Consider the following 24,968-nt stretch of genomic DNA (forward strand, 5'->3'; position numbering starts at 1 on the left):
TCGCCTGATGAATTGAGACGAAGGCGGTCCGCTTGGGCCGCCTTTTTCATGTTCCGAAGCCTGTGGCCAATGCCACATTTCAACTTGCGGAAAATCCGAAAATCACATAAACATATCTTTATGTGTTGATGAGGTTGGTGATGGCGCGAGAGCACGGGCTGGGGCTGGACGAGTTGGTGGATGTGCTGAAAGCGGCTGGCGAGCCGACGCGCATGCGTCTTTTGGCGCTCCTGGCTGCCGGCGACCTGACCGTTACCGATCTTACCGAAATTCTCGGTCAATCGCAGCCCCGAATTTCTCGTCACTTGAAGCTGCTTGCGGAAGTCGCGTTGATTGATCGCTATCAGGAAGGTGCCTGGGCCTATTTTCGCCTGCGAGGCGAGGGGGCTGGCGTGGCGCTGGTGCGAGACCTGCTGTCGGCTTCCGATGTTGCCGACGCGGTGTTGACGCGCGACGGTGAGCGGCTGGCGGCGCTGAAACAGGCGCGTTCGGAAAAAGCGCAGGACTATTTCAGTCGCAATGCCGCCGAATGGGACGAATTGCGCCGCCTGCATGTCAGCGAAGCAGATGTCGAGGCCGCCTTGAAAAAGGTCGTCGGTACCGAACCTGTCGATGGTCTGCTCGATCTGGGGACCGGAACCGGCCGTATCCTGCAACTTTTCGAGGGGCTGTACCGCCGTGGCGTCGGTGTGGATGCCAGCCGCGACATGCTGGCCGTTGCCCGCGCCAATCTGGACCGCGCTGGGATCACCAAGGCTTCGATCCGGCATGGCGATATCTTCAATCTGCCGCTGGATGGCCGTCAGTTCGATCTCGTCACCATCCATCAGGTCCTGCACTTTCTGCCCCAACCGCAGGCGGCGATCGCAGAGGCCGCCCGCATGCTTGTCCCCGGCGGCCGGCTGGCGATCATCGATCTTGCCCCCCATACACTGGAATATCTGCGTGACGAGCATGCGCATATGCGTCTCGGCTTTTCACGCCAGACGATGGCCGATTGGCTGGAGAAGGCCGGGCTGACTGTCGAGGAGACGGTGGATCTGACCCCGGACACAGGCCGGGACCGGCAGTTGACGGTGACCATCTGGCTTGCCCGCGACCAGCGGCAGGCGGCTACAATCGATACACCCGAGGGCAAACGCGCTCTCGCCTATGCCGGGAGGACATGACATGGCGATACACACCCTTTACCCGGCCGAACGCGGAAACCTGCGGCTTTCCTTCGAATATTTTCCGCCGAAGAACGACGATATGGAAACCCACCTGTTCCAGACCGTCGCAGACCTGTCTGCCTTCGATCCGGCCTTCGTGACGATGACTTATGGCGCCGGTGGCTCGACCAAGGCACGTTCACTGACCGCCGTGCAACGGATGATCCATGATGAGGGTTTTGCCAATACGGCCGCCCACCTGACCTGCGTCGGCGCGACGAAGCCGGAAGTCGATGCGATTGTCGATGAATTCATCGGCAACGGCGTACGCCATTTCGTGGCGCTTCGCGGCGATCCGCAAGGGGGGATTGGTGCCCGATACGAGCCGTTTCCGGACGGTTACGAAAATGCTGCGGCCCTTGTGGCGGCCATCCGTCAGAAGGGCGATTTTGAAATCTCGGTATCTGCCTATCCGGAAAAGCACCCGGAAAGCCCGGATGTTGATGCTGATATCGACATGCTGAAACGCAAGGTCGATAATGGCGCTACGCGGGCACTCACCCAGTTCTTCTTCGATAACAATGATTTCGAGCGCTATCTCGAGCGTGTCCGGCGGGCGGGCATCACCATTCCTGTCGTTCCAGGTATCATGCCGATCAACAACCTCGCGGGCATTACCAAGTTTGCCGGGCTCTGTGGTGCAAGGGTGCCCGAGGCCATCATCACCCGGCTGATCCATCTCGATGAAAGCCCGGAGGAGCGCTTCAAGGAAGCGACCCATATCGCCGCCGAACAGATCGTCGATCTGGCACGGCGCGGCCTTCGCGATTTCCATCTCTATACGATGAACCGTTCGCCGCTGGTGACGGCCGTGTGCGATCTGGTTGGATTTGAGCGGGTAGTGCCGGCTGCTGTACCTTCCCGGTCAGCCGGTGCCGCTGCCTGAGAAGGCCAATGCGGCGCCATCGATAAAAGAAAAGCCCTTGAGACCGGACGGTTTCAAGGGCTTTTATCTTTGTCAGCTTCAGGCTTGCGGTCCTTCACGAGGCGCCTTGCCTGGCTGGATGCTGCTGCAATGGATTGCGGTTCTAAAGTCCTTCTTTATCGATTGGACTATGTGGCTAATGCTTTCAGATGAAAAGCATCGTTGCGACAAATACAAACGCTGCACTTATCATGAGGACATTCAACGAATGTGTAATTCCCATAACCGGCCCTCCTTGCGTTGACCTCCGGAAGATAGGGGGAAAATGTCACGCATGAAAGGAAAAGTTATGCTGCATTGCGGTATCGGAGGTGCCGTCAAACCTTGTTCACAGGGTTAAGGTCATGATTGAATGAGGTTTTGGCCGCTGCCACAATTTTTTCACAATGCCTTTGCTTTGGTTAATGTAACGCACTGAAATGCGCTGTGAGTGGCCGATTGGACACATCATCGAAGCGCGGGCGGCAGTTTGATTCCGTCATTGGGGTTCATGTGCGGCGGCCGGGCAAGAGGCGGCCATCAAGCACCACAAGGCCGGCGGCGATCAAAAGCATGCCGGCAATATCGGTCTGCTCCAGCGTTTCCCCGAGGAACAGGAAACCGAGGAAAATGGCGCTTGGCGGCACCAAAAGGGTGACCAGCGACGTATTGGTGGCACCGGCCCGGCTCATGATGCGGAAGAACAGGATGTAACCATAAGCAGTCGACAGAAGGGCCAATGCCAGGATCGCCAGCACGGAGGTCATTGGCGGGAAGACCAGTTGCCAGGGCTGATCGACGATCAGGGAAAGCGGCAGCATGATCAGCGTTGAGGCGGTGAGTTGTCCGGCCGCCGTGACTGGCGCTGCCAGTCCCCGGAATCGCTTGCCGTACGTTGCCGCAAAACCGTAACTGATCGCGGCTGCCACCGGAAACAGCAAAGCCCAGAGCGGTATGCTGCTACCCGCCTGCGTGAGACCGGGCAGGGCGCTTGGGCCGATCAGCACCGCGGTGCCGGCAAGGCCGAGCAGGCAGCCGATGATCTTGGCCAGGCTCAGCTTTTCATCCTGCGTCAGCGCGTTGGCAATCAGCACTGTCCAGACCGGTGTGGTAGCGTTGAGGATGGCGGCGAGGCCAGCGCCGATCTGCGTCTGGCCGAGAAAGATGAACGTGTGCGGAATGGCATTGTTGATGAGGCCGAGCAGCAGGAACTGCGGCCATCGCGCCTTGAGTTCGCGATAGATGTCATAACGGCCGAAGATGTAGATATGCAGCGCCAATGCGGCCAGCGCCACACGCAACAGAACAAGGGTAAACGCCGGTACATGCTGGATGGCGATGCGTGCGAAGAAGAATGAACCGCCCCAGATCAGCCCGAGCAGAGCCAGAAGCCCCCAGGTGGCAAGCGTCATTCGGTTTTGCAGACCGTCCGTTTTCGCGTGCATGTGACTTGACCTTCCCCTGCCTCATTCGGAACATACCGAGGGTTAAGCCTTGTCCTGGGTTTTAGCCACCCGATTCTCGACCATGTCACAGATATGAAGGACGATCTGCTGGAGCAGTTGACGACACAATCCATATCCGCCGCGCATGATGGTCAGGGGCTGATCTCCATCGCGATCGTTGTCGCGGTCGCAGCCATCCTCGGGCTGGGGTTCCTGCGCCTGCGCCAGCCGCCGCTGGTCGGGTTCATCCTGGCGGGCGTTGCCTTGGGGCCGACGGGGTTCGGCTTTATCTCCAACAATGCCAATGTCACCCTGCTTGCCGAAATGGGCGTCGTCGTCCTGTTGTTCTTCATCGGCATGGAATTGTCGATCAAGGCGTTTGTGCTCAGCTTGCGGCAGGCCTTGAGCGTGGCAGGCGGGCAGGTGATCGCAGCTATCGCCGCGGCCGGGCTGATCGCGCTGATCACGGGCGCAACCATGGCCGAGGGGTTGATCCTCGGCTTCGTTATCGCGATGTCCTCCACCGTCGTCGCCATGAAAATGCTTGAAGACATGGGGGAACTGCGCAGCGAGACCGGGCGGATCGCCGTCGGTGTGTTGATCGCTCAGGACATTGCCGTGGTTCCGATGCTCATCCTGGTCTCAAGCCTTGGCGGCGAGGAGACGCATTTCGGCACCATTGCAATCAAGATGATTATCGCCATTGCCATGCTGCTCGCCTTGTTGTGGTGGTTTGGCCGCCACGGGAAATTGAGGGTTCCCTATAGCGAGGCGGTCGAGGACAAGGTCGAGATCCTGGCATTGGGCGCGCTTGCCGTCTGCTTCGGTGCTGCCGCCATTTCAGGTCTTGCGGGCATGTCGCCGGCCTATGGGGCATTTCTGTCCGGTATTGTGATCGGAAACTCTACGCTGCGCAGCCGGGTCATACCGGTGATCGAGCCGATCCAGAGCGTGCTTCTGGTGGTCTTCTTCCTGTCGATCGGGTTGCTGATCGACCTGACCTTTATCGGCGAGAATTTCTGGTCGGTGCTCAGTGCTGCAGTGATCGTCATTGCGGCAAAAACGGTGCTGAACATTTTCCTGCTGCGCAAGACCGGCTCGTCGCCGCAGGTGGCCCTGGTCGCCGGACTGTCGATGGCGCAGATCGGCGAGTTTTCATTCGTGCTGGCGGCTGCGGGCCTTGGTGCTGGTGTCCTGCAGTTTGATACCTACAAGGTGGCAATCGCCGTTACGGCGGTGTCGTTGCTGGTTTCGCCGCTTTGGGTGAGCATGATGCACCGATTGGAAAATATCGCTTCCGAACATCTGCTGACCTATCGCAAGGCCTTTGCGGTCGCCTATGCACGCGAACTGAGCGAAGTGTCGAAAGGTGGCGCGGCTCTTGCCGCTGCCCGTTGGTCGCTGAAGTTGCGCTACCGCGCATTGCGTCTTGCCCGCCACCGCCGGCGGCGGGCAAAGTCTGACATCAAGCCAGAAACGGATATTACAGAGCGCTAAGCACCGCCTGCGTCGCCCAGCCATCGGCCGGTATGCCAAGGCGCTGCTGTTCCTTCTGCAGCGCCGCACGGGTTCCTGAGCCGAGAATGCCGTCGATCTTGCCGACGTCATGGCCCATGGCCTGCAGCTTCGTCTGCAACTCCTTCATGCTTTCGTCGTTCAAGCCGGGTTCGGGGGTGTGGGTGTCATAGGTTGGAGCACCGGCAAGCCGGGTGGCGAAATAGGCAGCCGAGGTCGTGTAGATGAACGACTGGTTCCATTCGAGATAGACGTTGAAATTCGGATAGGTCAGGAAGGCGACGCCGTGGCGGCCCTGCGGAATGACCAGCGACGAGGCGAGCTGCGGGAAGGCGGTGTTGCCGTCGCGCGGCTTGACGCCGAGCTTGAACCAGTCGCCTGCGGTCATGCCGGTCTGAAGCCCGGTTTTTTCCCAGGGCAGGTTTTCCGGCAGGTTGACTTCCTGGATCCAGGGCTGGCCTGCGGTGAAGCCGAGGCTCTTGATGAACTTTGCAGCCGTCAGAATAGCATCCGGCGAGCTTTGCTTGAGGTTGACGTGGCCATCGCCATCGCCATCCATGCCCTGCGCGATAATGTCTTCCGGCAGCATCTGCACCTGGCCGATTTCACCTGCCCACGCGCCGGTCGTTGTTTCCGGGTCGAGGTCGCCGTGCTGGACCATCTCGATGGCTGCGATCAGCTGCGGGCGGAACATTTCCGGGCGGCGGCAGTCATGCGCCAGCGTCACCAGGGCGTTGCGGGTGTTGAAATCGCCCTGGACTGCGCCGAAATCGGTTTCCATCGCCCAGAACGCGGTGATGACTGGAGCCGGAACGCCGAATTCCTTCTCCGCCCGTGCGAAGACGGCAGCATATTCCTTCATCTTCTTGGCGCCGATATCCAGCCGGGCCTTGCTGACGGTGCGCTGGGAAAATTCGGTAAAGCTCTGCTTGAAGACACCCTGGGCGCGGTCGCGGCTCAATACCTTTTCAGAAATGGCCGCACCGGCCAACGCACGATCGACGACGTCGGCTGGAATGCCCTTGGCAACCGCTTCTGCCTTGACGCCTTGAAGGAAGGTGGCGAGATCGCCGCCGCACGGAACGGCTGGCGTGGCCGGCTGCTGTGCCAGCGCAGAGGAGGTGAGAAGGGTGAGAAAACCGATCGAGAGAACGGAGCGCAGTGTGCTGCGTGTCATCGCAAATCCTTGTTGTAAGGCCGGAACCGGCCGAAAGCAGCGTAAAAACGGGCTGCTCTTGTTTCGCTGAAAATATGGCAGCGGCTGTCACACGGCAATGAGGCGGAAAGAAGAAATGCCGCCGCGTCTGTATCAGTTTTGCGCCGTTTGGATTTCTGCGGGTGCGCGCGGTTTTGAAACGGCCGCAACCCAGCTTTTCCAGTTCTTCTGTGAACCCGCAAAGACGTTGATGTCGGCATTGCCCTGGATGCCGGGGATGACCCCCGTGCTGGTGTATTGCCAGAAGGCCCAGCGGCGCTCGGGATAGATTTCCGTCGGGTGTGCTGCGACGGAGCGAACCCAGAAATGATAGTCCTTGAACTGGCCGACGAGATTGTCGCGGTGGAAGTCGACCGAGGTATAGATGATCGGGCGCTTGCCGTAATAGGCTTCCAGCCGGTCCATGAAGCGTTTCATCTCCGTCTGTACGGTCAGCGGCGACGGACGATACGTGCAGGTCTTGGATTCACCGTTCCATTCGACGTCGAGAACCGGCGGCAGGTAGACCGCACTTTTCGGCACGTTGGCGATGAACCAGTCGGCCTGCTGGTCGGCTGTCGAGCAGAAATAATAGAAATGATAGGGCGCGTAGGGCAAGCCGGCGGCGCGGGCCTGCTGCCAGTATTCGCCGAACTTGGCATCGATCCGGTCCTTGCCTTCGGTCGCCTTGATGAAGGCGAAGGAAACGCCGGAGCCTTTTACCTTGGCCCAATCGATATCACCCTGCCATTTCGACACGTCGATGCCGTGGATATTGTGATGCTGCGGCGTGCGCGCGCCAAAATTCTGCGGATCCTTGTCCTGAAACTTTGGCGGGATCGATGCCGTGGAGACGAGATCGTAATCGGTCATCGTGCAGGCGGAAAGAAGCGAGACAATAGGCAGGAGAGCCAGGAGGAGCCGGCGCATGAGGTTTCCGTTCTGAAACGATCGACGTTGCTGCCTCACGCGATGATATCCGCTGATGTGAATCCCCCAGGAGGCGTGAGCCTCATTTTCACCATATCATCGTAAAAATTGAGTTAGTTTCAAGCGGCAATTGCGAAGGTGGCGCAGCGGAGCGCCAGAAGCATGCATTTTGGGCTGATTTACCGCGAAACACCATGATGTCGCGGAGCTAGCTGCCTTGCTTTGCCGGGCGCCGGTAGATGAACAGCCAGGCGTAGCCGCGTCCAATGGGGCGGAATTCCACGGTGCCGCCGACGTCGCTGGCTATGAGCCTGAGCACGCTTTCCATCGTCTTGCGCGGCGTGACGTGGAACTGCTGCAGCCATGTTTGGAGGACACGCCGGAACATGCGGGGCAGGCGTTCCTGCTGGCCGAAATCGGCAATATGCAACGATCCGCCAGGATTCAGTGCCGCGATGGCCGTGCCGATTGCCTTTTCCCAATCCGGGATCATCGACAGGGCATAGGAGACGACGATCCGGTCGAACCCGGTTTCGCCGAACTCGGACGCCTGGAAATCGGTGGCGTCGGTAACGCGCAGGATTGTTCTGGGCTGGCCGGGTTTGCCGAGTTTTGCCTCGGCGGAGACGAGCATTTCCGCTGAGATGTCAAACCCGAACAGCCGCGCATGCGGAAAGCGCTGGCCAATCAGCGCCAGATTGCGGCCGGTACCACAGCCGACTTCAAGCACGCTGCCACCGGCTGGAACATTCAGCTCGTTGATCAGCGTATCACGCCCGAACAGATAGTATTTGCGGGTGAGATCGTAGAAATGCCGCTGGGTGCGATACATCCGGTCCATGCGGTCGGCATGGCTGGTGCCTGTTTCGGTGCTGACCGCCGTCATGCCACTTTCCTGTAAATGTGGAAGCCTCCGTAGATGGCCGAGCGGTCCTTCAGGTTGAGCGCCTGCGACTGCTCACGATCATAATGCCACTGGCCAAGCACGTTTTCGGAGACGCGGCCTTCCAGAATGCTGGCTTCGGCAGCGGTGCGGAAGATGACCATGGCGCCCTCTGCGGATGTGCGGGTGATTTCGGTCCACAAATCGTTGAGCTGACGGTCGTTCATCCAATCCTGCGCATCGAGCAGGACATAACGGTCGACGGAACCGGCAGCCTTCTTGGCCAGCAGTTCGGTGAAGCTGGCGTGATGCACATGGACACGCTCGGCATTGTTGCGGATCGTTTCGTGGCGGCTGGCCTGCAGATAGTCTGGCAGGTCGCCCTCGTGCGGCAGCGGATAGCGGCGGGCAAAGGCCTGCCAGGCAAAGTAATTTTCCTTCAGCGGGAAATGGCATGAAAGCTTTTCAAGCCGGTGACGCAGGACGCCGGCCAGCGACTTTTCCGCGCTAAGGCTGGCCAGTTCGTCGAACTGCTGCGGTGGGATGCCGAGACCGAACAGTGAACTTTTGCGGCTGGTGATCCAGCGGATGACCGGACGGTCGAACAGGGGCGCCAGCCGTTCATCGAAGAACTGGCGCTGCTCGCGCATGGAACGGGTATTGGCAAGCTCGCTCGGATCGACACCATGCAGCCGCGCCAGCAGGTGCCCCAGGCCGATGAAGCGGCCGAGCAGACCTGTACGGTAGATGTTTTTGCCGAAAACGTTGATGCGGCGCTGGCCGGTCAGGCCGCGGGCGCTCCAGTATTTCCGTGTCTCGCCATCCAGCTTTGGTTCGATGAAAAGGTCGTAGGCCTGGACGTTGGCGGCATGATCATGCCGTGCAAGGAACCGGACAATATCCGCATGAGTGGGCAGATGACGGAAGGCGGCGAGCTTCAAACGGTTGAGAGCCACGTGATGCCGGTTGAGGTCGACCACATCAATGCGCTCGGGCGCTGCCGATAGATAAGCCAGCATATTGCAGCCGCCGGAAGCAATGGTCACGATATGATGCTCGGGCCGTAGTTGCATCGCGGCCATATCAACGGCCGGATCCTCCCATATTTGCGGATAGACGAGACCGGAAAACAGCAATCCGAAGAGACGCTCCGACAGGCCCTCCAAACTCAGCGGCTTATGCTGAAGCAAGGCGGTTTTCAGCTTGCGGTTTCGTTTGCCGTAGCCTGCATCGGGTGCGAGATCAGTCATGTCAGCCTGCCATCCGTTGACGTTGGAGGAGCTTCTAAGACGAGTCCGCTACACTTTGATGACGCCTGCAATGATGCTGGTTTTGTATGATTTTTTACCCATAAGAATTGATTAAGTTTGTATATGTTAGATACAGTGAGTTTTTCGGGGCGCTAACATGATGTTAAAGGCTTTCCTACCGAAGCCCGAGCAGCGGTATGCTGCAATGGGCGCGGTGATCGGAGCATTGTTTCCGGCAGTTTGTATTTTCTATGACGCTATGATCGCTGATGTTCACGGGGTTTGGGGCAGTGGAATGCTCGCAATTTCAGTTGCTTCATTGATCGTCATGCCGCTTGTCTGCGGCCTGTTCTTTTACCAGAGGGGACGTGCGCAAAGCCGCCTGCTGGAAGAACTCGAGTTGCGCCGCAGGACGGAAGAAAACCTCTCGCGGGTTGTCCACACAGATCAGCTGACGGGTATCGCCAATCGCGTCGCGCTGGAGCGCGATCTTCGCGAACTGCTCACCACCGGATCGATGCCTCCAGGCCGCACGGCTCTGTTGATGCTCGATCTTGATCGCTTCAAATTCGTAAACGATTCCATGGGGCACGATGCTGGCGATGCGTTGCTTGTCGCGCTTGGCCAGCGGTTGATCCAAGCAATGTCAGGCATCGCCGCGGTTTATAGGCTGGGCGGAGATGAGTTTGTTATCGTCGTTGCCGGCTCTCCGTCGCAAGGCAAGCTTGACGATATCTGCATGACCATCAAAGGTCTTTTCATCGAGCCGTTTCAGCTTTCGTCCGCGCAGTTCTGGACGGGCGGGAGCATCGGCGTCGCCTATATAGAGCCGGAAGACCGGTCAATTTCTGCGGTTCTCAAGCGCGCCGACCTGGCACTCTACAAGGCCAAGGAAATTGCCGGCAACAGCCATATGGTCTATGCGCCAGAAATGGCGGAGGAGGCAACGCGCAAAGGCGAGATCGAGTATGATCTTTCCCGCGCATTGGCGGCCGGCGAATTCTATCTGGAATACCAGCCGATCGTCGGTATCGAGAGCCGCGCGATCCGCTCCTTCGAAGCACTGATTCGCTGGCGCCACCCGGACAAAGGCATCATCCCGCCTGATCATTTCATCGCTGCTGCCGAAAAGACCGGCCTGATCCTGCCAATCGGAAACTGGGTTTTGAGGACCGCCTGCCTGGAAGCGGCGCGGTGGCCTGCACCAACTGGCGTCGCGGTCAATGTCGCAGGAGACCAGTTCAAGGACCGCGCTTTCGTTCCCCATGTCAAAGCGTGCCTTGATGAAGCCGGACTTGCTCCAGGCAGGCTCACCATCGAGGTCACCGAGTCGATCTTCTATGTCGATGCCGATATCATCCGCGAAAGCCTGACTGAACTCCGTGCCTATGGTGTCCGTATCGCGCTTGACGATTTCGGCATCGGATTTTCGTCGATCAACAATCTCAGGCGTTTTCCACTCGACCAGCTCAAAGTCGATCGCTCGTTCACCCAGGCGATGCTTGGCAATCAGCGGGATGCCGAAATCGTCGATATCATCCTACAGCTTGGAAACACGTTCCAGGTGTCGACCACGATAGAGGGTATCGAAACCGAGGGGCAGATGGAATTCGTACGGGCGCTTGGCGCTTCGGAAGCCCAGGGCTTTCTGATTTCAAGGCCGGTGTCGGCGGAGGGCGCGATTGCCATCCTTCAGCGGGAGCCGGAAAGGCTCGCGGCGCGGTTAATCGGCTAGAGCCGGATTGCCCGGACGAGGCTCAAGAAACATGTTTAGCATCAAAGTGATTGCCACAAAGCCTTCCTAAATGCGTGGAATCCTGTTCTTCTGACACCAGCGAAGCAGGGACGATGTGCATGAAGAGAAAACGGTGGTTCTGGCTCGCAGGCTCGGTATCGGCAGCAGTGGCAGCTGCCGCGGGCTGGCTTGTCATCATGCCGCCGGATTTGCTGCGGGTCGGTGACGGTTATGCAGCCAAGATCGTCTGCTCCAACGTTTTCATTGCCGACAGGGATGCAAACACGGTTCTTGCCGAGGATGTCCAAGCGCCTGGGCATCCGCTTCTGCGCCTGGTGCGGATATCCGTCGATAACATGCGAAAAACAGTCACAGCGCGCATGTTCGGTTTTGCGGCGCCGGGCCGGGCCATCTATCGTGAGGGGCTTGGCTGCACCAATGTCACCGAGGGCGAATTCGCAGCTTTCCCCGGAAACCGGCAGCTTCGCCGCCGGGCGCCGCAATCGGATGATGCCAAGCCGTGGCCGGATGGCAGCGGCACCGCCGTCAATCCGGCAGTCCAGACGCTTTTGACCGATCCGCAGCTTGCAGGCCCTGGCATGCGCGCCATCGTCGTCGTCAAGGATGGCAGGATCGTTGCGGAAAACTACGGCGAGGGTTTTAACAGTGCAACGCCGTTGCTCGGCTGGTCGATGACCAAGTCGGTGACGGCTGCCCTGATCGGCTTGCGGATCCGCGACGGTCAGATGGCGCTCGACCGGACAGAACTTCTGCCGCAATGGCGTAACGATCCGCGCAGCCAGATCAAGCTTGCCGATCTCATGGCCATGCAGAGCGGTCTGCAGTTCAACGAGGATTACGGCGATGTGACTGACGTCACGCGCATGCTCTATCTGGAAGGCGACATGGCCAATTTCTCGGCGGCCAAGCCGCTGGAGGCAAAGCCAGGCGAGCGTTTCAGCTATTCCAGTGGCACATCGACCATTCTGTCGCGGCTTTGGATGGACACCTTCGGCAGCGTGCGCGAGGCACTGACGTTTCCGCGCGCTGCGCTGTTCAGGCCGCTTGGGATGAACAGCGCAGTCCTGGAGCCGGATGCGCATGGCACCTTTGTCGGCTCGTCCTATATGTATGCGACAGCGCGGGACTGGGCTCGGTTTGGCCTCTTCCTCCTGCAGAATGGCAGCTGGAACGGTGAACAATTGTTGCCGCAGGACTTTGTCAATTACATGCGCACGCCAACCCAGGCATCGGGCGGACGCTACGGGGCAGGGCAGGTCTGGACAAAGTTCGGAAGTGACGGCGGGCCGCCTTTGCCCGGTGATGCCTACTGGCTGCAGGGGCATGACGGTCAGACCGTGATGCTGGTACCGTCGCTTGGCCTAGCGGTCGTCCGGCTGGGGCTGACGCCGTCGCGCAGTGGCTATGATGTGCGCCAGCTGCAGGCCAAAATAGTAGAAGCGGTCAACTGACCGCTTCCAAGCTTGAAATCACTAAAGTTGAAACATGATAAGGAGAGGCCGGCCCGGCCTTACTTCATGCCAAGCGTTTCAAGCAGGCCCTTGCGCTTGGCGTGGTAATAGTAGCCGCTGGCATAGAGCTTGACGGCGCCGTCGTTCTGGTTGTCGGCCACCATCCAGGCACCGGCCAGATATTTCGTCGCATATTTCAGGTTGGTTTCGGCATCGAACAGGCCTTCGGCGGGGCCTTCGTAGCCAAGCCCCTTGGCCGTGTTGTAACGGATCTGCATCAGGCCGTAATTGCCGGCATGGTAAGCGCGCGGATTGTAGGTGCTCTCGCGCTTGACGACGCGGTGGACCAATTCTTCCGGAATATTGTTGAGCTTGGCGTAATAGGCGATCAGGCGGTCGAGTTCCGGGCGCGAACTTGTCGGCTTTTCCGTGATGCCCAAGGACGCCGGTATCGACTTTGCCATCGCATAGGCGCTGGCGCCGATCGATGGCTTGGCCATCGGGACGATCATGCGCTTGGCGACCAAGGTTTCCAGACCGACCGGCTCGCCAGTATCGAAATCCGATTCCATCGCCGCCATCATCATGCCCTCTGGAATCTGGGGCATGCGATCGGACTTCGCCGAAACCATGGTGTTGGCCGTGTCCGGCAGGACGGCTGCTGTTGCCGCCTGAGCGGCTGCAGATGTCTGGGGAGCCACCAGTGCATTGGCGGCCACTGCAGGTGTTTCAGTCTGGTTGGTCGCGGCAACCTGGGTCGCTGCCGTCTCACCGGGCTTCATCATGGCTGTTTCGGCTGCCAGTGCTGCGGTCGTTGCAGCGACGCCATCCGGTGCCGGCAGAGCGTAAGCCGTCATTTCCGTTCCGGGCTTGGGCAGCGGCGTGACCGTCTGCACCGCCATCAGCTGTTCCATCGGTGTCCGCTCGATGCTCGAGCAACCGCTGACAAGCGAGGCCGAGATCAGGGCACAGGCCGTAACAGCCGGTTTTGAAACGGAAAAACGGAAATTCGCCATGCTGTCACTTTCGTGCTGTCAGGCCACAGGGCCCTATGCAAATCAGCAGCCAGAGGCCACCATGCGCCGGATGTCATTAACCTATGAGACGCTGAACCGCAAGCGCGGGACGTCTTTTCAGGCGCCGGCGCGCCGCAAGCCCGCTGTTAGAAGGCCCGCGCCGATCAAAAGCGACCCGCCCGTGCGGTTGACGATGGCCTGAACTTTGGGCTTTCGAATCGTCTGGCGCGCAGCCGATGCCATCAGTGCATAGAGCGTGGCGTTGAGCGTTGCGAGCACCAGAAATGTGGTTTCAAAGATCAGCATCTGGTTGAACAGCGGGCGGCTGAGATCGAGAAACTGCGGCAGGAAAGCGACGAAGAACACAATGCTTTTCGGATTAAGGGCGGTGACCACATAAGTGTGCAGGAATATCCGCAGCGGCTTTTCTGCGGGTACCGACAGGGTGCCATCGGCAGCCTCGGTTGCGATCGGCGCACGCCAGAGCTTGATTCCGAGCCAGATCAGGTAGGCGGCGCCAACCCATTTCAGGACGGTGAAAATTGTTGCAGATGTGGCCAGCAGTGCGCCGAGCCCAAGCATCGAGGCCGTCATTGCGGTGAAGTCGCCCAGCGCCACGCCGGCGACCGTCGCGCTTGCGACCTTTCGCCCATGCCCGAGCGCATAGGAGATGACCAGAAGAATGGTCGGACCGGGAATGGCGAGAAGAATGGAGGAGGCGGCGACAAAGGCCAGCCAGTGTTCGATCGACATGAAAACGGCTCCGTTTGGACTTGGCGTTCGATCGAGGAAGCCATGCGCAAACGGAGCCGTCAATAGGCGTTTATAAGCCGGATATCAGTTTGCCGGCGACCATTTCTGGCCGATCACATCCATGACCTCTCCGAACCATTTGACCGAGGTGTCGAAATGCTTGCCGCCACGAATGCGCGGGAATTCGATTGTCCGCAGCTTGCCGCCTTGATCTTCGTCATGGCCGGTGACGCCGGAGACCTTGTTCAGGGCGCTTTCGACGGCAAGATCGACCATGCCCTGGATGAGGCGCAGGTCGTCGGCATTCGCCGGTGCGGAGCGGGCATAGTAGCCGGACTTCTGCACCATCGACCGTTCGGCGCCGAGGAGGGCTGCGAACTGCTTGGAGAACCAGCCGCCGACATTGATCGTGTCGATTTTCACGTGACCGAAGGCGTCGCGCTTGACGGCTTCACCGGCTGCTTCGCGCTCTGCAACGACGGCATCGAGGCAGGCGCCTTCCGAGACGAACAGGGTGACGAAACCTGTCTTGTCCATGATGGCGCGCAGCCGTTCGGCTTCGGTTTCCAGATTGAAAGCGGTCTCGGGCAGATAGAGGCCGTCGATATTTTTCATCTGACGGTTCATCATGAAACCATCGACGAATTCCCGGTCGTCGATATGCTGGATATAGGAACGGGCGGTCGCTGCTGTCAGCCAGCCGCAGTGGCGGCCCATGACTTCGTGGACGACGAGCGTGCGCGGTGCGGCACTTTGTTCGTTGCTGACATTGTCGAAGAACTTTGCGCCGTATTCGGCGGCAGTCCAGGCGCCGAGCGACTGGCGGATCGGCACGACGTCGTTATCGACGGTCTTCGGCAGGCCGACGACGGTGAGGTTGTAGCCGTTGGCGCCGAGATAGGCGGCAAGGTCGGCCGCCGTCGTGTTGGTGTCGTCGCCGCCGATTGTGTGAAGGATGGTGATGCCGTCGTCGGCCAACCGTTCGGCTGCGACGCGCAACGGGTTCTGGCCTTCCTTGACCAGGCCCCGCTTGATGCAATCGGCCGTGTTGGTCAGCTTCACCCGGCTATTGCCGATCGGCGAACCGCCGTGACGGTGCAGGATATGCGCCTTTTCGCGCATATCGCGGGTGATTTCGATGCGATCGGCCAGCAGCAGGCCCTGATAGCCGGAGCGATAGGCTACCAATTCGATATCGGGCGCAATGTCGGTATAGCGCTCGATCAGGCCGCCCACGGCAGAGGATAGGCATGGCGCGAGCCCGCCTGCGGTCAGCATTGCAACTTTCTGTTTGGCCATGGAGTCCTCCTCGGGGATTGCGGCAAGATCGTTCGGGGTCTCTCTAGCGCAATTCCCATGGAAGTTAAATGACATGCTGCATGTATGGCGGTGGACGGATCAGGCGATCCGCGCTTTTCGTCCGAGCCAGACGATCAGGGCAACGGCAATGGCAAAGCCAATTGTCGAGGGGCTGATCACTTCACCGAGCAGGACGGCGGAGACGGCGAGCGTGACGAATGTTTGCAGCAGTTGCACCTGCGCCACCCGCGCGATACCGCCGAGCGCCAGCCCGGCATTCCAGAAGATGAAACCGGCAAACATCGACATCAGGCCGAGATAGGAGAGGGCGCCGAGTTCGGCAGCCGTTGGAGCTTGAATTCCATCCTTCATCACCAACAGCGTGGCAACGACGGAGAGCGGTGCGGTGATGACCAGCGCCCAGGAAATCACCTCCCATCCCGGGATGATCCGCGAGACCTTGGCCGACAAGACATAGCCGAGCGACGCGGTGATGGCGGCGAGAAAGAGCCATGCGTCGCCGGCCTGCAGGTGAAAGCCACTTTCGCGGATGGAGAAGAACACCACCAGTGCCGCACCGGCAAGGCCATAGGCCCAGAAGGCCGCACCCGGCCGCTCGCCATCGACAAGGGAGGCGAAGATCGAGGTCAAGAGCGGCAGGATTCCGAGGATGACGCCGCCATGGCTGGCAGGAATGGTCTGCATCGCTGTGGTGGAGAAAATGGGGAAACCGTAGACTACGCAGATGCCAGCGCCGAGCAGAATTGTGCCCTGTCCTTTTGGCCATCGCCTGCGCATCACGAGCAATGTTAGTCCGGCAGCGATCGAGGCAATGACGGCGCGGCCGAAGGTGATGAAGAAGGGGGAAAAGCCGCCAAGTGCGATGTGGGTCATCGGCAGGGTGACGCCGAAGATGATGACGCCGATCAGGCCAAGTGCCATGCCCATGGCCTGCGGGTGGGTGGAAATACGCATCGGAACTCCAACGGAACGTGGGTTGTCCGGTCGCACCTTGCCTGGTTCGAAGCCAAATTCATTTGCATGATTGGACGATCACGACAACGAATGCTATAATAGTGAGGTGCCATCACAAATTCGTCATTTCAGTCTGATCCGCGGCTCTGGCGCCTTGCAATCCGCGCCAACATCTGGTCATGCTGGTTGGTGAGCTGCATGATTGTCGTGGCGGCACAGCCGTGCGAGCCGCCTTGCATTTGCGCATGGACGCACTGCCCGTGCCATTTCCACTTCAAATACGTGGATCAGCCAACTATGGGAAAGAACGTGCCTATGTCATTCTGGGATAGCATCCTCAGCATCGTCACCGCGACGGGCAATGCGCTCGCCGGTGTGATTGAAGCTGTGCGGACGCTGTTTGAAGGCGATCCGGAAACGCGCCGAAAGGTGGCGTTTTCCGTTGCCATGATCGCGCTGTCCGCCAAGATGGCAAAGGCCGACGGTATCGTCACCGAGGCCGAAGTGTCGGCATTCCGCGATATCTTCAAGTTTCCCGACGACCAGGCACAGAATGTCGCCCGGCTCTACAATCTGGCCCGTCAGGACGTCGCCGGCTACGAGGCCTATGCCGAAAAGCTCGCTTCGCTTTGCGTGTCCTGCGATCAAAATTGCCCCGTGCTGGAAGACATCATCGACGGGCTCTTCCATATCGCCAAGTCCGACGGTGCCGTTCATGAGAAGGAATTGAACTTTCTCACGCGCGTTGCCGAGATCTTCCACATGAAGGAAGAGCGCTTTCAGGAGATTATGGCCCGCCACATTCATAGCGCCGGCGCCGATCCGTACAAAATCCTTGGCGTCTCGCCGAAGGACGATTTTGCGATCATCCGCAAGCGCTACCGTGTGCTGGTGTCGGAAAACCATCCGGACGTTCTGGTTGCCCGGGGCGTGCCGCAAGAACTGCAGGCGATCGCCAATGATCGCATGGCTGAACTCAATGCCGCCTATGAGGCGATCGAGAAAGAACGCCGCGCCGCATGACGGACTTCGCCTGTGACTACCCCACAGCACGTTTCGTGCCATCGCCCAATCATGGCGAAAGGGCAGGCGGGCTGAAGCCCGACATGATCATCCTGCATTATACCGGCATGGAGACGGCGGCTGCAGCCCTCGATTGGCTCTGCCGCGACGAAAGCCAGGTTTCCAGTCACTATTTCGTCCATGAGGATGGCCGTGTCGATCAGCTGGTTGCAGAGGATCGCCGCGCCTGGCATGCGGGCAAGAGCAGCTGGAAGGGCGAGACCGACATCAACTCGCGCTCGATCGGCATCGAAATCGCCAATGCCGGCCATCCCGGCGGGCTGCCGGATTTCCCCTCCATACAGATTGATGCGGTCGTTGAACTGTGTCGAAATTGCGGCGAGCGGTGGTCGATAACCCCGGAAAGGGTGCTGGCTCACAGCGATATCGCCCCTATTCGCAAGGTTGATCCAGGAGAAAAATTTCCTTGGGAACGGCTGCATACCGGCGGCGTCGGGCATTGGGTTCCACCGGCCCCGATCGGTGGCGGTCGATTTTTCCAGCGTGGCGATCAGGGCCAGCCTGTCGAGGCTGTGCAGACTATGCTGTCGCTCTATGGCTACGGAATTGAAGTGACAGGCGTTTTCTGCGAGAAAACCGAAGGTGCGGTGGCCGCGTTCCAGCGGCATTTCCGTCCAGCGCAGGTCGATGGCATCGCCGATATTTCGACGCTGGACACGCTGCACAGGCTGCTCTCGACCCTGCCGGATTTCAGCCGCTGAACCGTTGCCCTGCCGGTCATTCCGAAGGCCGTTTCCGGCTGCTTTCCGATTAATTTTGTGCACTGCCACATCATCACCACGATGCCGGGGTCTTTTGCGGCCATACCAAACCGCAGGGAATTCAGGCCTCCAGCCATTCCTGTTGATGACGAAAATCGGGATGTGAGACGGCAGGGCGGGGTGCGCCCAAGAGGCCGTGGCGCCCGAAAGTGGAGACTTCAAGCTAAATGAGACTATCGTATCTTGCTGCGGCGGCGGCATGCTTCTGCATGCTGTTTTCTGGGGTTGAAACGTCGTATGCCGGGGGCACCGACAAGACCATCACATCCTCCATCAAGCCAGTAAACAGAACGACCGGTTATCCCTCACCGGGCACGGATTCCCTCAAATCTTCCGTCTACAGCGGCCTGATCAAGACCTATGCCAAGCAGTATGGCGTCCCGGTCGATCTCGCCCATGCGGTGATCAAGGTCGAAAGCAATTTCAATCCCAAGGCACGCGGCAGCGCCGGCGAAGTCGGGCTGATGCAGATCAAGCCCGCAACAGCGCGCATGATGGGGTATTCCGGGGGGAAACAGGGCCTGTTCGATCCCGAAACCAACATCAAATTCGGTATGAAATATCTCGCCATGGCACATGAATTGTCCGGCGGTTTCACCTGCGGCACGATCCTGCGCTACAATGCCGGGCACGGCGCCAAGAAGATGAACCCGGTATCGCGCCGTTATTGCGGCAAGGTTCAGGCGATCATCGATTGATGCCAGAGGATGCCGGACCGAAAATCCGGCGCCGTATTTTCAAGTTCGCAGATGCCAGCTGGCTGGTGCCATGATATTGCCGAGGGATCGTTTCCCGAGGGCGCATCATGGCAGGCACATTCGATTTCATCATTGTTGGCAAAGGCATGATGGGGGCGGCGGCAGCCCGCCATCTGGCAAAGAGCGGCGCAAAGATCGCGCTGATCGGGCCGGACGAGCCGGAAAATTGGGCGAGCCACGATGGTGTTTTCAGCAGTCATTACGACAATGGCCGCATCACCCGCACGATCGATCCCGATCCTGTCTGGGCGCTTCTGGCGCAGCGATCCATTGAGCGCTACGCCGATATCGAAACGGGCAGTGGTGTCGGCTTCTACAGCGAAGCGGGCTGCCTGATCGCCGCACCTTTGCCGGGTGGTGAGGAAACAACGCTCGACCACGTCATCGCCGCCCGCAACCGTCTTGGCGTCGAGGCACCGTTTGTCGATGAGCAGGAACTGGCTGGGCAGTTTCCCTGGTTCCGGTTTCCGCCGGGCTATGGCGGCGTCTTCGAACCGCGCAACGCGGGCCATATCGATCCGCGCGCCTTGGTCAAGGCCCAAGTCATTCTCGCTCAAAAGGCCGGGGTTACGGTTGTTTCGTCAGAGGTCTCTGCAGTCGCGCGTGTCGGAAGCAGTGTGAATGTTCGTACGGTTGACGGAGCGATTTTGAAGGGCGGCCGCGCCGTTATCGCTGCTGGCGGATTTTCGATATCCGCGAAATTACTTGCCCGGCCTCTGGATCTCACCGTCAAGGCGCGCACCGTGCTGTTTGCCGAGGTGGCGGAGGCTGATCTCCCTCGATTTGCCGGAATGCCGTCGCTGATTGGGTCTGCGCTTCAGCAAGACGAGAGCTATTATCTCTTGCCGCCGATCCGTTATCCAGGTGGTAAGTTTTATATCAAGATTGGTGGCGATCCGAGCGACGTCAATATTGCATCGGAGCCGGAGGTTCGCGCCTGGTTCCGGGGAGAGGCCAATCGATCCGCTGCCGACCATATGGCGGGCTTGTTATCCCGCGCCATGCCGTCCTTTGTGCCTGCTTCGCTCCGCTGGAGCCCTTGCGTGACCACCTTCACCCGCCACGGTTATCCCTATATCGGCTTTGCCGATACGGATCGCGTTGCTGTTTTGACTGGTGGCAATGGCGCGGCGGCAAAAAGTTCGGACGAGATCGGCCGGCTCGGCGCGTCGCTGCTTTTGAACGGTGTGCTCGATGCGCCCGAATACGATACGGATTTTGCCGTCTGCTTCAGATAGAGTGCCCGCATACCTTTTTACTTTTGTCACTGGCAATTGCCGGACACCTCGGCTATGGACCGCGGGCCAGTTGGCCGGGCAGCCGCGCTCCGCTATGACCGAAAGGTTGCGGGGGGAGGAAAGTCCGGGCTCCACGGAAAAACGGTGCCGGATAACGTCCGGCGGGGGCGACCCCAGGGAAAGTGCCACAGAGAGAATACCGCCTGCCTCGGCAGGTAAGGGTGAAAGGGTGGGGTAAGAGCCCACCGCACGCATGGCAACATGAGTGGCAAGGCAAACCCCACCGGGAGCAAAACCGAATAGGGATGACGTGGTTCGCGCAAGCGTTCCGGCCTTTTCCGGGCCAGTCATCCGGGTGGGTTGCAGGAGGCAGCGCGCAAGCGTTGTCCCAGATGAATGGCTGCCACGTTCCGGCTTTCGGGCCGGAGCCATACAGAACCCGGCTTACAGGCCAACTGGCAAATTTCCCTTCTTTTTCAACTTCACAGGTGGCGATCTTCGAAATCTCGTATCTGTTTGAATATGTATTTAAATTTTAGATTACTAAAATATAATACACGAAATCCATGCGGCATGATTCGCCGGGGAATCCAAAGTCTTGACTGTGCGTTTGTAACCATTTGTTAAACTTAACAGACTATCAATATTTGCTGACGACGCGTGCTGAAATAGAGCAAATCCCATTGACGCCCATATGGTCCCATGTTATCCCAGTCATGCACTGCACACGGGCTGATTCAAGCCTACTCACCGCAAGTTTCGGAGTTGCTCCGTAAGGGGTTTTCGATCGGGCATGTCGCCCGGCTGTGGGGTGCTGCGTGTCCTTTTGATGGTGCGTGTGGGCTGTTGGGGCTGGCATGTCCACCGGGAACGGCTGTACCGTGTCATGAACCGCTTCCTTTCGCATGCGACAAACAGGATCGATTCCAAGGGGCGGGTTTCCGTTCCTTCGATGTTTCGTTCTGTCTTGTCGGCGCTCGATATTCGGGAGCTTTACTGCTTTCAGGATTTCGTCTTTCCGGCTATCAGCGCCGGCGGTCCCGAATTGCTGGATCGCTTCGAAAGGCAAATCAGTGGCGAGGATCCGTTCTCGCCACGGGCCAATCAGATGTCGCTCCTGGTTCATGGGGGCGGGGTCTTCATGAAGCTCGACCAGGAAGGCCGGTTGATGGTCACGGATTTCATCCGCGATTTCACGGGTATCGACACGGAAGTCACTTTCGTGGGGCGGGCGGATCATTTTCAGTTGTGGGCGCCGCACGTGTTTGCGGAAGCGCAGGCAGCGGCAAGGGAAGAGCACAGATTGCGAGGTCTGCGCTCGGGCTAGAGTGGAGAGGCGGAATGATGACGGATCAAGGCACAGGTTTTGCTGATGCCGAAGGCGGACCGGTCCGTCACATTCCGGTTCTTCTCCCCGAGGTTCTCGCAAGCCTGGATCTTGCTCCAGGTAAAATCATCCTTGATGGAACGTTTGGCGCGGGCGGTTACACGTCGGCGATTCTTGCTGCTGGTGCCGATGTGATCGCGCTTGATCGCGATCCGGCAGCCATTCTGGGCGGTCAGCCCTTGGTCGCTGCCAGCGCCGGTCATCTCACCCTTGTCCATTCCCAGTTCTCCGATCTTGCGCAGCATGCTCCCGACGGTGGTCTTGATGGCATCGTGCTGGATATCGGGGTTTCCTCAATGCAGATCGATGAGGCGGATCGCGGCTTTTCCTTCCAGCGGAAAGGCCCGCTCGATATGCGCATGTCGTCGGATGGCGTCTCTGCCGCCGATGTCGTCAATCGCGCCAAGGTGTCGGATCTCACACGCATCTTCGGCTTTCTCGGTGAAGAGCCACAGTCCGGCCGCATCGCCCGCGCCATCGAGAAGCGCCGCCTCGAAGAGCCATTCGTCACGACCCGCGATCTCGCCGGTCTGATCGAGCTGGTGACGCCGCGCAAGGCCAAGGACAAGATCCATCCCGCCACGCGCGTCTTCCAGGCGTTGCGCATTTTCGTCAATGACGAGCTTGGCGAGCTTGCCCGTGCGCTGTTTGCGGCTGAACGTTGCCTGAAGCCCGGCGGGCGGCTGACTGTGGTCACTTTCCATTCGCTGGAAGATCGGATCGTCAAGAAATTCTTCCAGGATCGCGCCGGCAAGGCCTCGGGTTCCCGTCATCTGCCGATCGCGCATGAACGCGCGGCAACTTTCGCACCAGTTGGAAAGTCTATGGTGGCGGCAAGCGAAGAAGAAGCATCCCGCAATCCACGCGCCCGGTCCGCCAAAATGCGGGTTGGTGCGCGGACCGCGGCTCCGCCCGAGGCAGATGACCTGTCCATTTTCGATTTGCCGAACCTTGCAAGCCTTGGAAAGATGGGGGGCTGAGACATGTTGCGTAGTTTTGACATCGTCCTGATCGTCGTCATGACAGCCGCCGCCACGGTCACGTACACGATCAAGCATCAGGCCGAGAACAAGCTTGAAGAGGTTCGCAAGCTGGAGGCGGGGATCAAGCTTGAGGAAGACACGATCGATCTCCTGCGCGCCGACTGGGCGCTGCTGACGCAGCCAAACAGGCTGGAGAAACTCGTCGGCGTCTACCAGCAGGATTTGCAGCTTGCGCCCACCGACCCGACCCAGCTTTCCCGCCCGGAAGAATTGCCGATGTTGAAGGCCGACATGCCGCCGCCCGCGGACGTTCTGGAAGCCATGGGGTTGGCGAAGGGCAAGGGCAACACCAAGGCGAAGAAGCCCGTGGTTGACACGGACGATATTGCAACCGGTTCGGTGGATCGCTGATGTCTTTTCTTTCCCGCATCATGGTCGTCAAGAGCAAGGCTCACTTCTCCGCCGGCGGCAACAATCATCCCGGTGATCTCGGCAAGCCGTTCGAAGGCACGCGCAAGCGGACCAGCAATCAGGCGAAAAGCCGGGTTGCGATCGTCATCGCCAGCTTTACGGCTGTTTACTGCATCATAGGTGGCCGTCTGGTCCAATACGGTCTGGCCCAGCCGGAGATGGTCTCGAGCATCGGCCGTGCCGATAATCTGATGGCGTCGCGCCCCGATATTCTTGATCGCAACGGTGAAATCCTCGCGACCGATATCCGCACGGTCTCGCTCTATGCGGAACCGCACAAGATCGTCGATGCCGATGAAGCCGTCGAGCAGCTGTCAACCGTTCTGCCCGGCCTGAACGTCGCCGATATCTACAACAAGCTGAAATCGCAGTCGCGTTTCCAGTGGCTGCGCCGTCAGTTGACCCCCAAGCAGCAGAGCGAAATCCTGGCGCTGGGCATTCCTGGTATCGGCTTCCGGCCGGAAAAGCGCCGCTTCTATCCGGGCGGCGCAACTGCCTCGCATATCGTCGGTCACGTCAATGTCGACAACCGCGGTATCGCCGGCATGGAACGCTGGATCGACAATCAGGGGCTGGCCGATCTCGCTGCCATCGGCATGACCAGCGATGCCAAGCTTGAGCCCGTCAAGCTGTCGATCGACCTTCGGGTGCAGAATATCATGCGCGATGTCATCGTCGACGCGATGACGAAATTCCGTTCGCTTGCCGCAGGTGGCGTGGTGATGGATGTGAAGACCGGCGAAATCCTCGCCATGGTCTCCTATCCGGACTACGATCCCAACAAGCCGGCCGATGGAGCCAAGGAAGGCTGGATGAACCGCATGTCGAACGGTACGTTCGAGATGGGCTCGACCTTCAAGTCCTTCACAACGGCGATGGCGCTCGATTCCGGCAAGGTAAAGCTTACCGACAGCTTTGATGCCACCAACCCGATCCGCATTGGCGGCTTCACCATCAAGGACTTCCACGGCAAGCGCCGTGTTTTGACCGTACCGGAAATCTTCCAGTATTCATCCAACATCGGTACCGCCAAGATGGCCGACATCGTCGGCATCGAAGACCACAAAGAGTTCCTGACCCGCATCGGGTTGCTGACCAAAATGCCGACCGAACTGCCGGAAGTGAAAACGCCGAGCCAGCCGCGTGTGTGGAAGAAGATCAACTCGATCACCATCTCCTTCGGCCATGGCGTCTCGACCACACCGCTGCAGACGGCAGTGGCGGGAGCGGCCCTTCTGAACGGCGGCAGTCTGATCGAGCCGACCTTCCTGCCGCGCACGGTGGAGCAGGCTCAGGCGGCCTCGACGAAGGTCATCAAGAAATCGACCAGCGACGACATGCGCTTCCTGTTCCGCTGGAACGGCGTCAACGGCTCAGGCCGCAACGCCCGCGTGCCGGGCTTCAATGTCGGCGGCAAGACTGGTACGGCCGACAAGGTCGTCAACGGCCGCTATTCGAACGACGCCAACTTCAACGCCTTTCTGGCCGGCTTTCCGATCGATGATCCGCGTTACGTGGTCCTGACCTTCATTGACGAGCCGAAAACCGACAAGGGCAATGGCGCGGCACTGGCAGGCAACACCGCTGCACCGATGGTGCGCGATATCATCAGCCGTTCGGCGCCGCTTCTCGGCGTCGAGCCGAAGTTCGGTGAAGACGGTTCTGCCTTGCTTGTGTCTTATTGACCATGGAATGACAATCTGG

The 24,968-nt window shown here is 59.3% G+C and carries 22 protein-coding genes and 1 other RNA gene; 14 read left to right on the forward strand and 9 right to left on the reverse strand.

Going from position 1 to position 24,968, the window contains the following annotated elements; genetic code table 11:
- The first annotated feature begins 140 nt into the window (after window positions 1-140).
- Window positions 141-1,169 carry a metalloregulator ArsR/SmtB family transcription factor gene (locus ASD36_RS20490; RefSeq protein ID WP_060506800.1) on the forward strand — a complete coding sequence of 343 codons (1,029 nt, stop codon included), beginning with the start codon at window positions 141-143 and terminating at the stop codon, window positions 1,167-1,169.
- A 1-nt stretch (window position 1,170) separates the two neighbouring features.
- Window positions 1,171-2,097 carry a methylenetetrahydrofolate reductase [NAD(P)H] gene (gene metF / locus ASD36_RS20495; protein ID WP_060506720.1) on the forward strand — a complete coding sequence of 309 codons (927 nt, stop codon included), beginning with the start codon at window positions 1,171-1,173 and terminating at the stop codon, window positions 2,095-2,097.
- A 527-nt stretch (window positions 2,098-2,624) separates the two neighbouring features.
- Here metF and ASD36_RS20500 read toward each other — a convergent pair.
- Window positions 2,625-3,560 carry a DMT family transporter gene (locus ASD36_RS20500; protein ID WP_060506721.1) on the reverse strand — a complete coding sequence of 312 codons (936 nt, stop codon included), beginning with the start codon at window positions 3,558-3,560 and terminating at the stop codon, window positions 2,625-2,627.
- Window positions 3,561-3,653: 93 nt separating this feature from the next.
- On the opposite strand from ASD36_RS20500, the gene ASD36_RS20505 reads away from it, so the two are divergent.
- The gene (locus tag ASD36_RS20505; protein ID WP_244489860.1) at window positions 3,654-5,057 is read left to right on the forward strand and encodes a cation:proton antiporter; all 1,404 of its coding nucleotides are present in this window, start codon (window positions 3,654-3,656) and stop codon (window positions 5,055-5,057) included.
- Here ASD36_RS20505 and ASD36_RS20510 read toward each other — a convergent pair.
- From ASD36_RS20510 to ASD36_RS20525, 4 genes are all read right to left on the reverse strand, one after another.
- Window positions 5,044-6,252 carry a lytic murein transglycosylase gene (locus tag ASD36_RS20510; RefSeq protein ID WP_060506722.1) on the reverse strand — a complete coding sequence of 403 codons (1,209 nt, stop codon included), beginning with the start codon at window positions 6,250-6,252 and terminating at the stop codon, window positions 5,044-5,046. The two genes, ASD36_RS20505 and ASD36_RS20510, sit on opposite strands and share 14 nt — an antisense overlap.
- A 132-nt stretch (window positions 6,253-6,384) precedes the next feature.
- Entirely contained in the window at window positions 6,385-7,200 is an 816-nt protein-coding gene (locus ASD36_RS20515; protein ID WP_060506723.1) for a GH25 family lysozyme, read from the reverse strand.
- Between the two features lie 208 nt (window positions 7,201-7,408).
- Window positions 7,409-8,086, reverse strand: coding sequence for a class I SAM-dependent methyltransferase (locus ASD36_RS20520; RefSeq protein WP_060506724.1), 678 nt, complete (start codon window positions 8,084-8,086; stop codon window positions 7,409-7,411).
- The gene (locus ASD36_RS20525) at window positions 8,083-9,333 is read right to left on the reverse strand and encodes a DUF3419 family protein (protein WP_060506725.1); all 1,251 of its coding nucleotides are present in this window, start codon (window positions 9,331-9,333) and stop codon (window positions 8,083-8,085) included. Before ASD36_RS20525 ends, ASD36_RS20520 begins: the two co-directional genes overlap by 4 nt.
- A gap of 295 nt (window positions 9,334-9,628) precedes the next feature.
- On the opposite strand from ASD36_RS20525, the gene ASD36_RS20530 reads away from it, so the two are divergent.
- Both ASD36_RS20530 and ASD36_RS20535 read left to right on the forward strand, forming a co-directional pair.
- Complete coding sequence (locus ASD36_RS20530; protein ID WP_060511778.1) at window positions 9,629-11,068, forward strand: bifunctional diguanylate cyclase/phosphodiesterase; 1,440 nt, start codon at window positions 9,629-9,631, stop codon at window positions 11,066-11,068.
- A gap of 119 nt (window positions 11,069-11,187) precedes the next feature.
- Entirely contained in the window at window positions 11,188-12,540 is a 1,353-nt protein-coding gene (locus ASD36_RS20535; RefSeq protein WP_060506727.1) for a serine hydrolase, read from the forward strand.
- A gap of 59 nt (window positions 12,541-12,599) precedes the next feature.
- Here ASD36_RS20535 and ASD36_RS20540 read toward each other — a convergent pair whose 3' ends face one another.
- The 4 genes from ASD36_RS20540 to ASD36_RS20555 form a co-directional block, all read right to left on the reverse strand.
- Complete coding sequence (locus ASD36_RS20540) at window positions 12,600-13,556, reverse strand: lytic transglycosylase domain-containing protein (RefSeq protein WP_060506728.1); 957 nt, start codon at window positions 13,554-13,556, stop codon at window positions 12,600-12,602.
- A 117-nt stretch (window positions 13,557-13,673) separates the two neighbouring features.
- Window positions 13,674-14,309: a LysE family translocator gene (locus ASD36_RS20545; RefSeq protein WP_060506729.1), complete on the reverse strand. Its 636-nt coding sequence runs from the start codon at window positions 14,307-14,309 to the stop codon at window positions 13,674-13,676.
- Between the two features lie 84 nt (window positions 14,310-14,393).
- Window positions 14,394-15,608 carry a pyrophosphate--fructose-6-phosphate 1-phosphotransferase gene (locus ASD36_RS20550; RefSeq protein ID WP_060506730.1) on the reverse strand — a complete coding sequence of 405 codons (1,215 nt, stop codon included), beginning with the start codon at window positions 15,606-15,608 and terminating at the stop codon, window positions 14,394-14,396.
- 99 nt (window positions 15,609-15,707) lie between these two features.
- Window positions 15,708-16,583 (reverse strand): DMT family transporter, encoded by an 876-nt coding sequence (locus ASD36_RS20555; protein WP_060506731.1) that lies wholly within the window; start codon window positions 16,581-16,583, stop codon window positions 15,708-15,710.
- 315 nt (window positions 16,584-16,898) lie between these two features.
- Between ASD36_RS20555 and ASD36_RS20560 the strand changes: the two genes are divergently transcribed.
- The 9 genes from ASD36_RS20560 (at window position 16,899) to ASD36_RS20600 (ending at window position 24,949) form a co-directional block, all read left to right on the forward strand.
- Window positions 16,899-17,606, forward strand: coding sequence for a DnaJ family molecular chaperone (locus tag ASD36_RS20560; protein WP_060506732.1), 708 nt, complete (start codon window positions 16,899-16,901; stop codon window positions 17,604-17,606).
- On the forward strand, window positions 17,603-18,367 hold the full coding sequence (locus tag ASD36_RS20565) for an N-acetylmuramoyl-L-alanine amidase (protein ID WP_060506733.1): 765 nt from the start codon (window positions 17,603-17,605) through the stop codon (window positions 18,365-18,367). Before ASD36_RS20560 ends, ASD36_RS20565 begins: the two co-directional genes overlap by 4 nt.
- 227 nt (window positions 18,368-18,594) lie before the next feature.
- Window positions 18,595-19,125: a lytic transglycosylase domain-containing protein gene (locus ASD36_RS20570; RefSeq protein ID WP_060506734.1), complete on the forward strand. Its 531-nt coding sequence runs from the start codon at window positions 18,595-18,597 to the stop codon at window positions 19,123-19,125.
- Between the two features lie 107 nt (window positions 19,126-19,232).
- The gene (locus ASD36_RS20575) at window positions 19,233-20,423 is read left to right on the forward strand and encodes an FAD-binding oxidoreductase (protein ID WP_060506735.1); all 1,191 of its coding nucleotides are present in this window, start codon (window positions 19,233-19,235) and stop codon (window positions 20,421-20,423) included.
- Between the two features lie 66 nt (window positions 20,424-20,489).
- Window positions 20,490-20,886, forward strand: an RNA gene (rnpB, locus tag ASD36_RS20580) — RNase P RNA component class A.
- A gap of 423 nt (window positions 20,887-21,309) precedes the next feature.
- Entirely contained in the window at window positions 21,310-21,750 is a 441-nt protein-coding gene (mraZ, locus tag ASD36_RS20585) for a division/cell wall cluster transcriptional repressor MraZ (RefSeq protein WP_060506736.1), read from the forward strand.
- A gap of 14 nt (window positions 21,751-21,764) precedes the next feature.
- The gene (gene rsmH / locus ASD36_RS20590; RefSeq protein ID WP_060506737.1) at window positions 21,765-22,790 is read left to right on the forward strand and encodes a 16S rRNA (cytosine(1402)-N(4))-methyltransferase RsmH; all 1,026 of its coding nucleotides are present in this window, start codon (window positions 21,765-21,767) and stop codon (window positions 22,788-22,790) included.
- 3 nt (window positions 22,791-22,793) lie between these two features.
- Window positions 22,794-23,204: a hypothetical protein gene (locus ASD36_RS20595; protein ID WP_060506738.1), complete on the forward strand. Its 411-nt coding sequence runs from the start codon at window positions 22,794-22,796 to the stop codon at window positions 23,202-23,204.
- Entirely contained in the window at window positions 23,204-24,949 is a 1,746-nt protein-coding gene (locus ASD36_RS20600) for a penicillin-binding protein 2 (protein ID WP_060506739.1), read from the forward strand. Before ASD36_RS20595 ends, ASD36_RS20600 begins: the two co-directional genes overlap by 1 nt.
- Window positions 24,950-24,968: the final 19 nt, after the last annotated feature.

Origin of the sequence: Rhizobium sp. Root1334 (genome assembly GCF_001426665.1) — a bacterium.
GTDB lineage: Bacteria > Pseudomonadota > Alphaproteobacteria > Rhizobiales > Rhizobiaceae > Pararhizobium.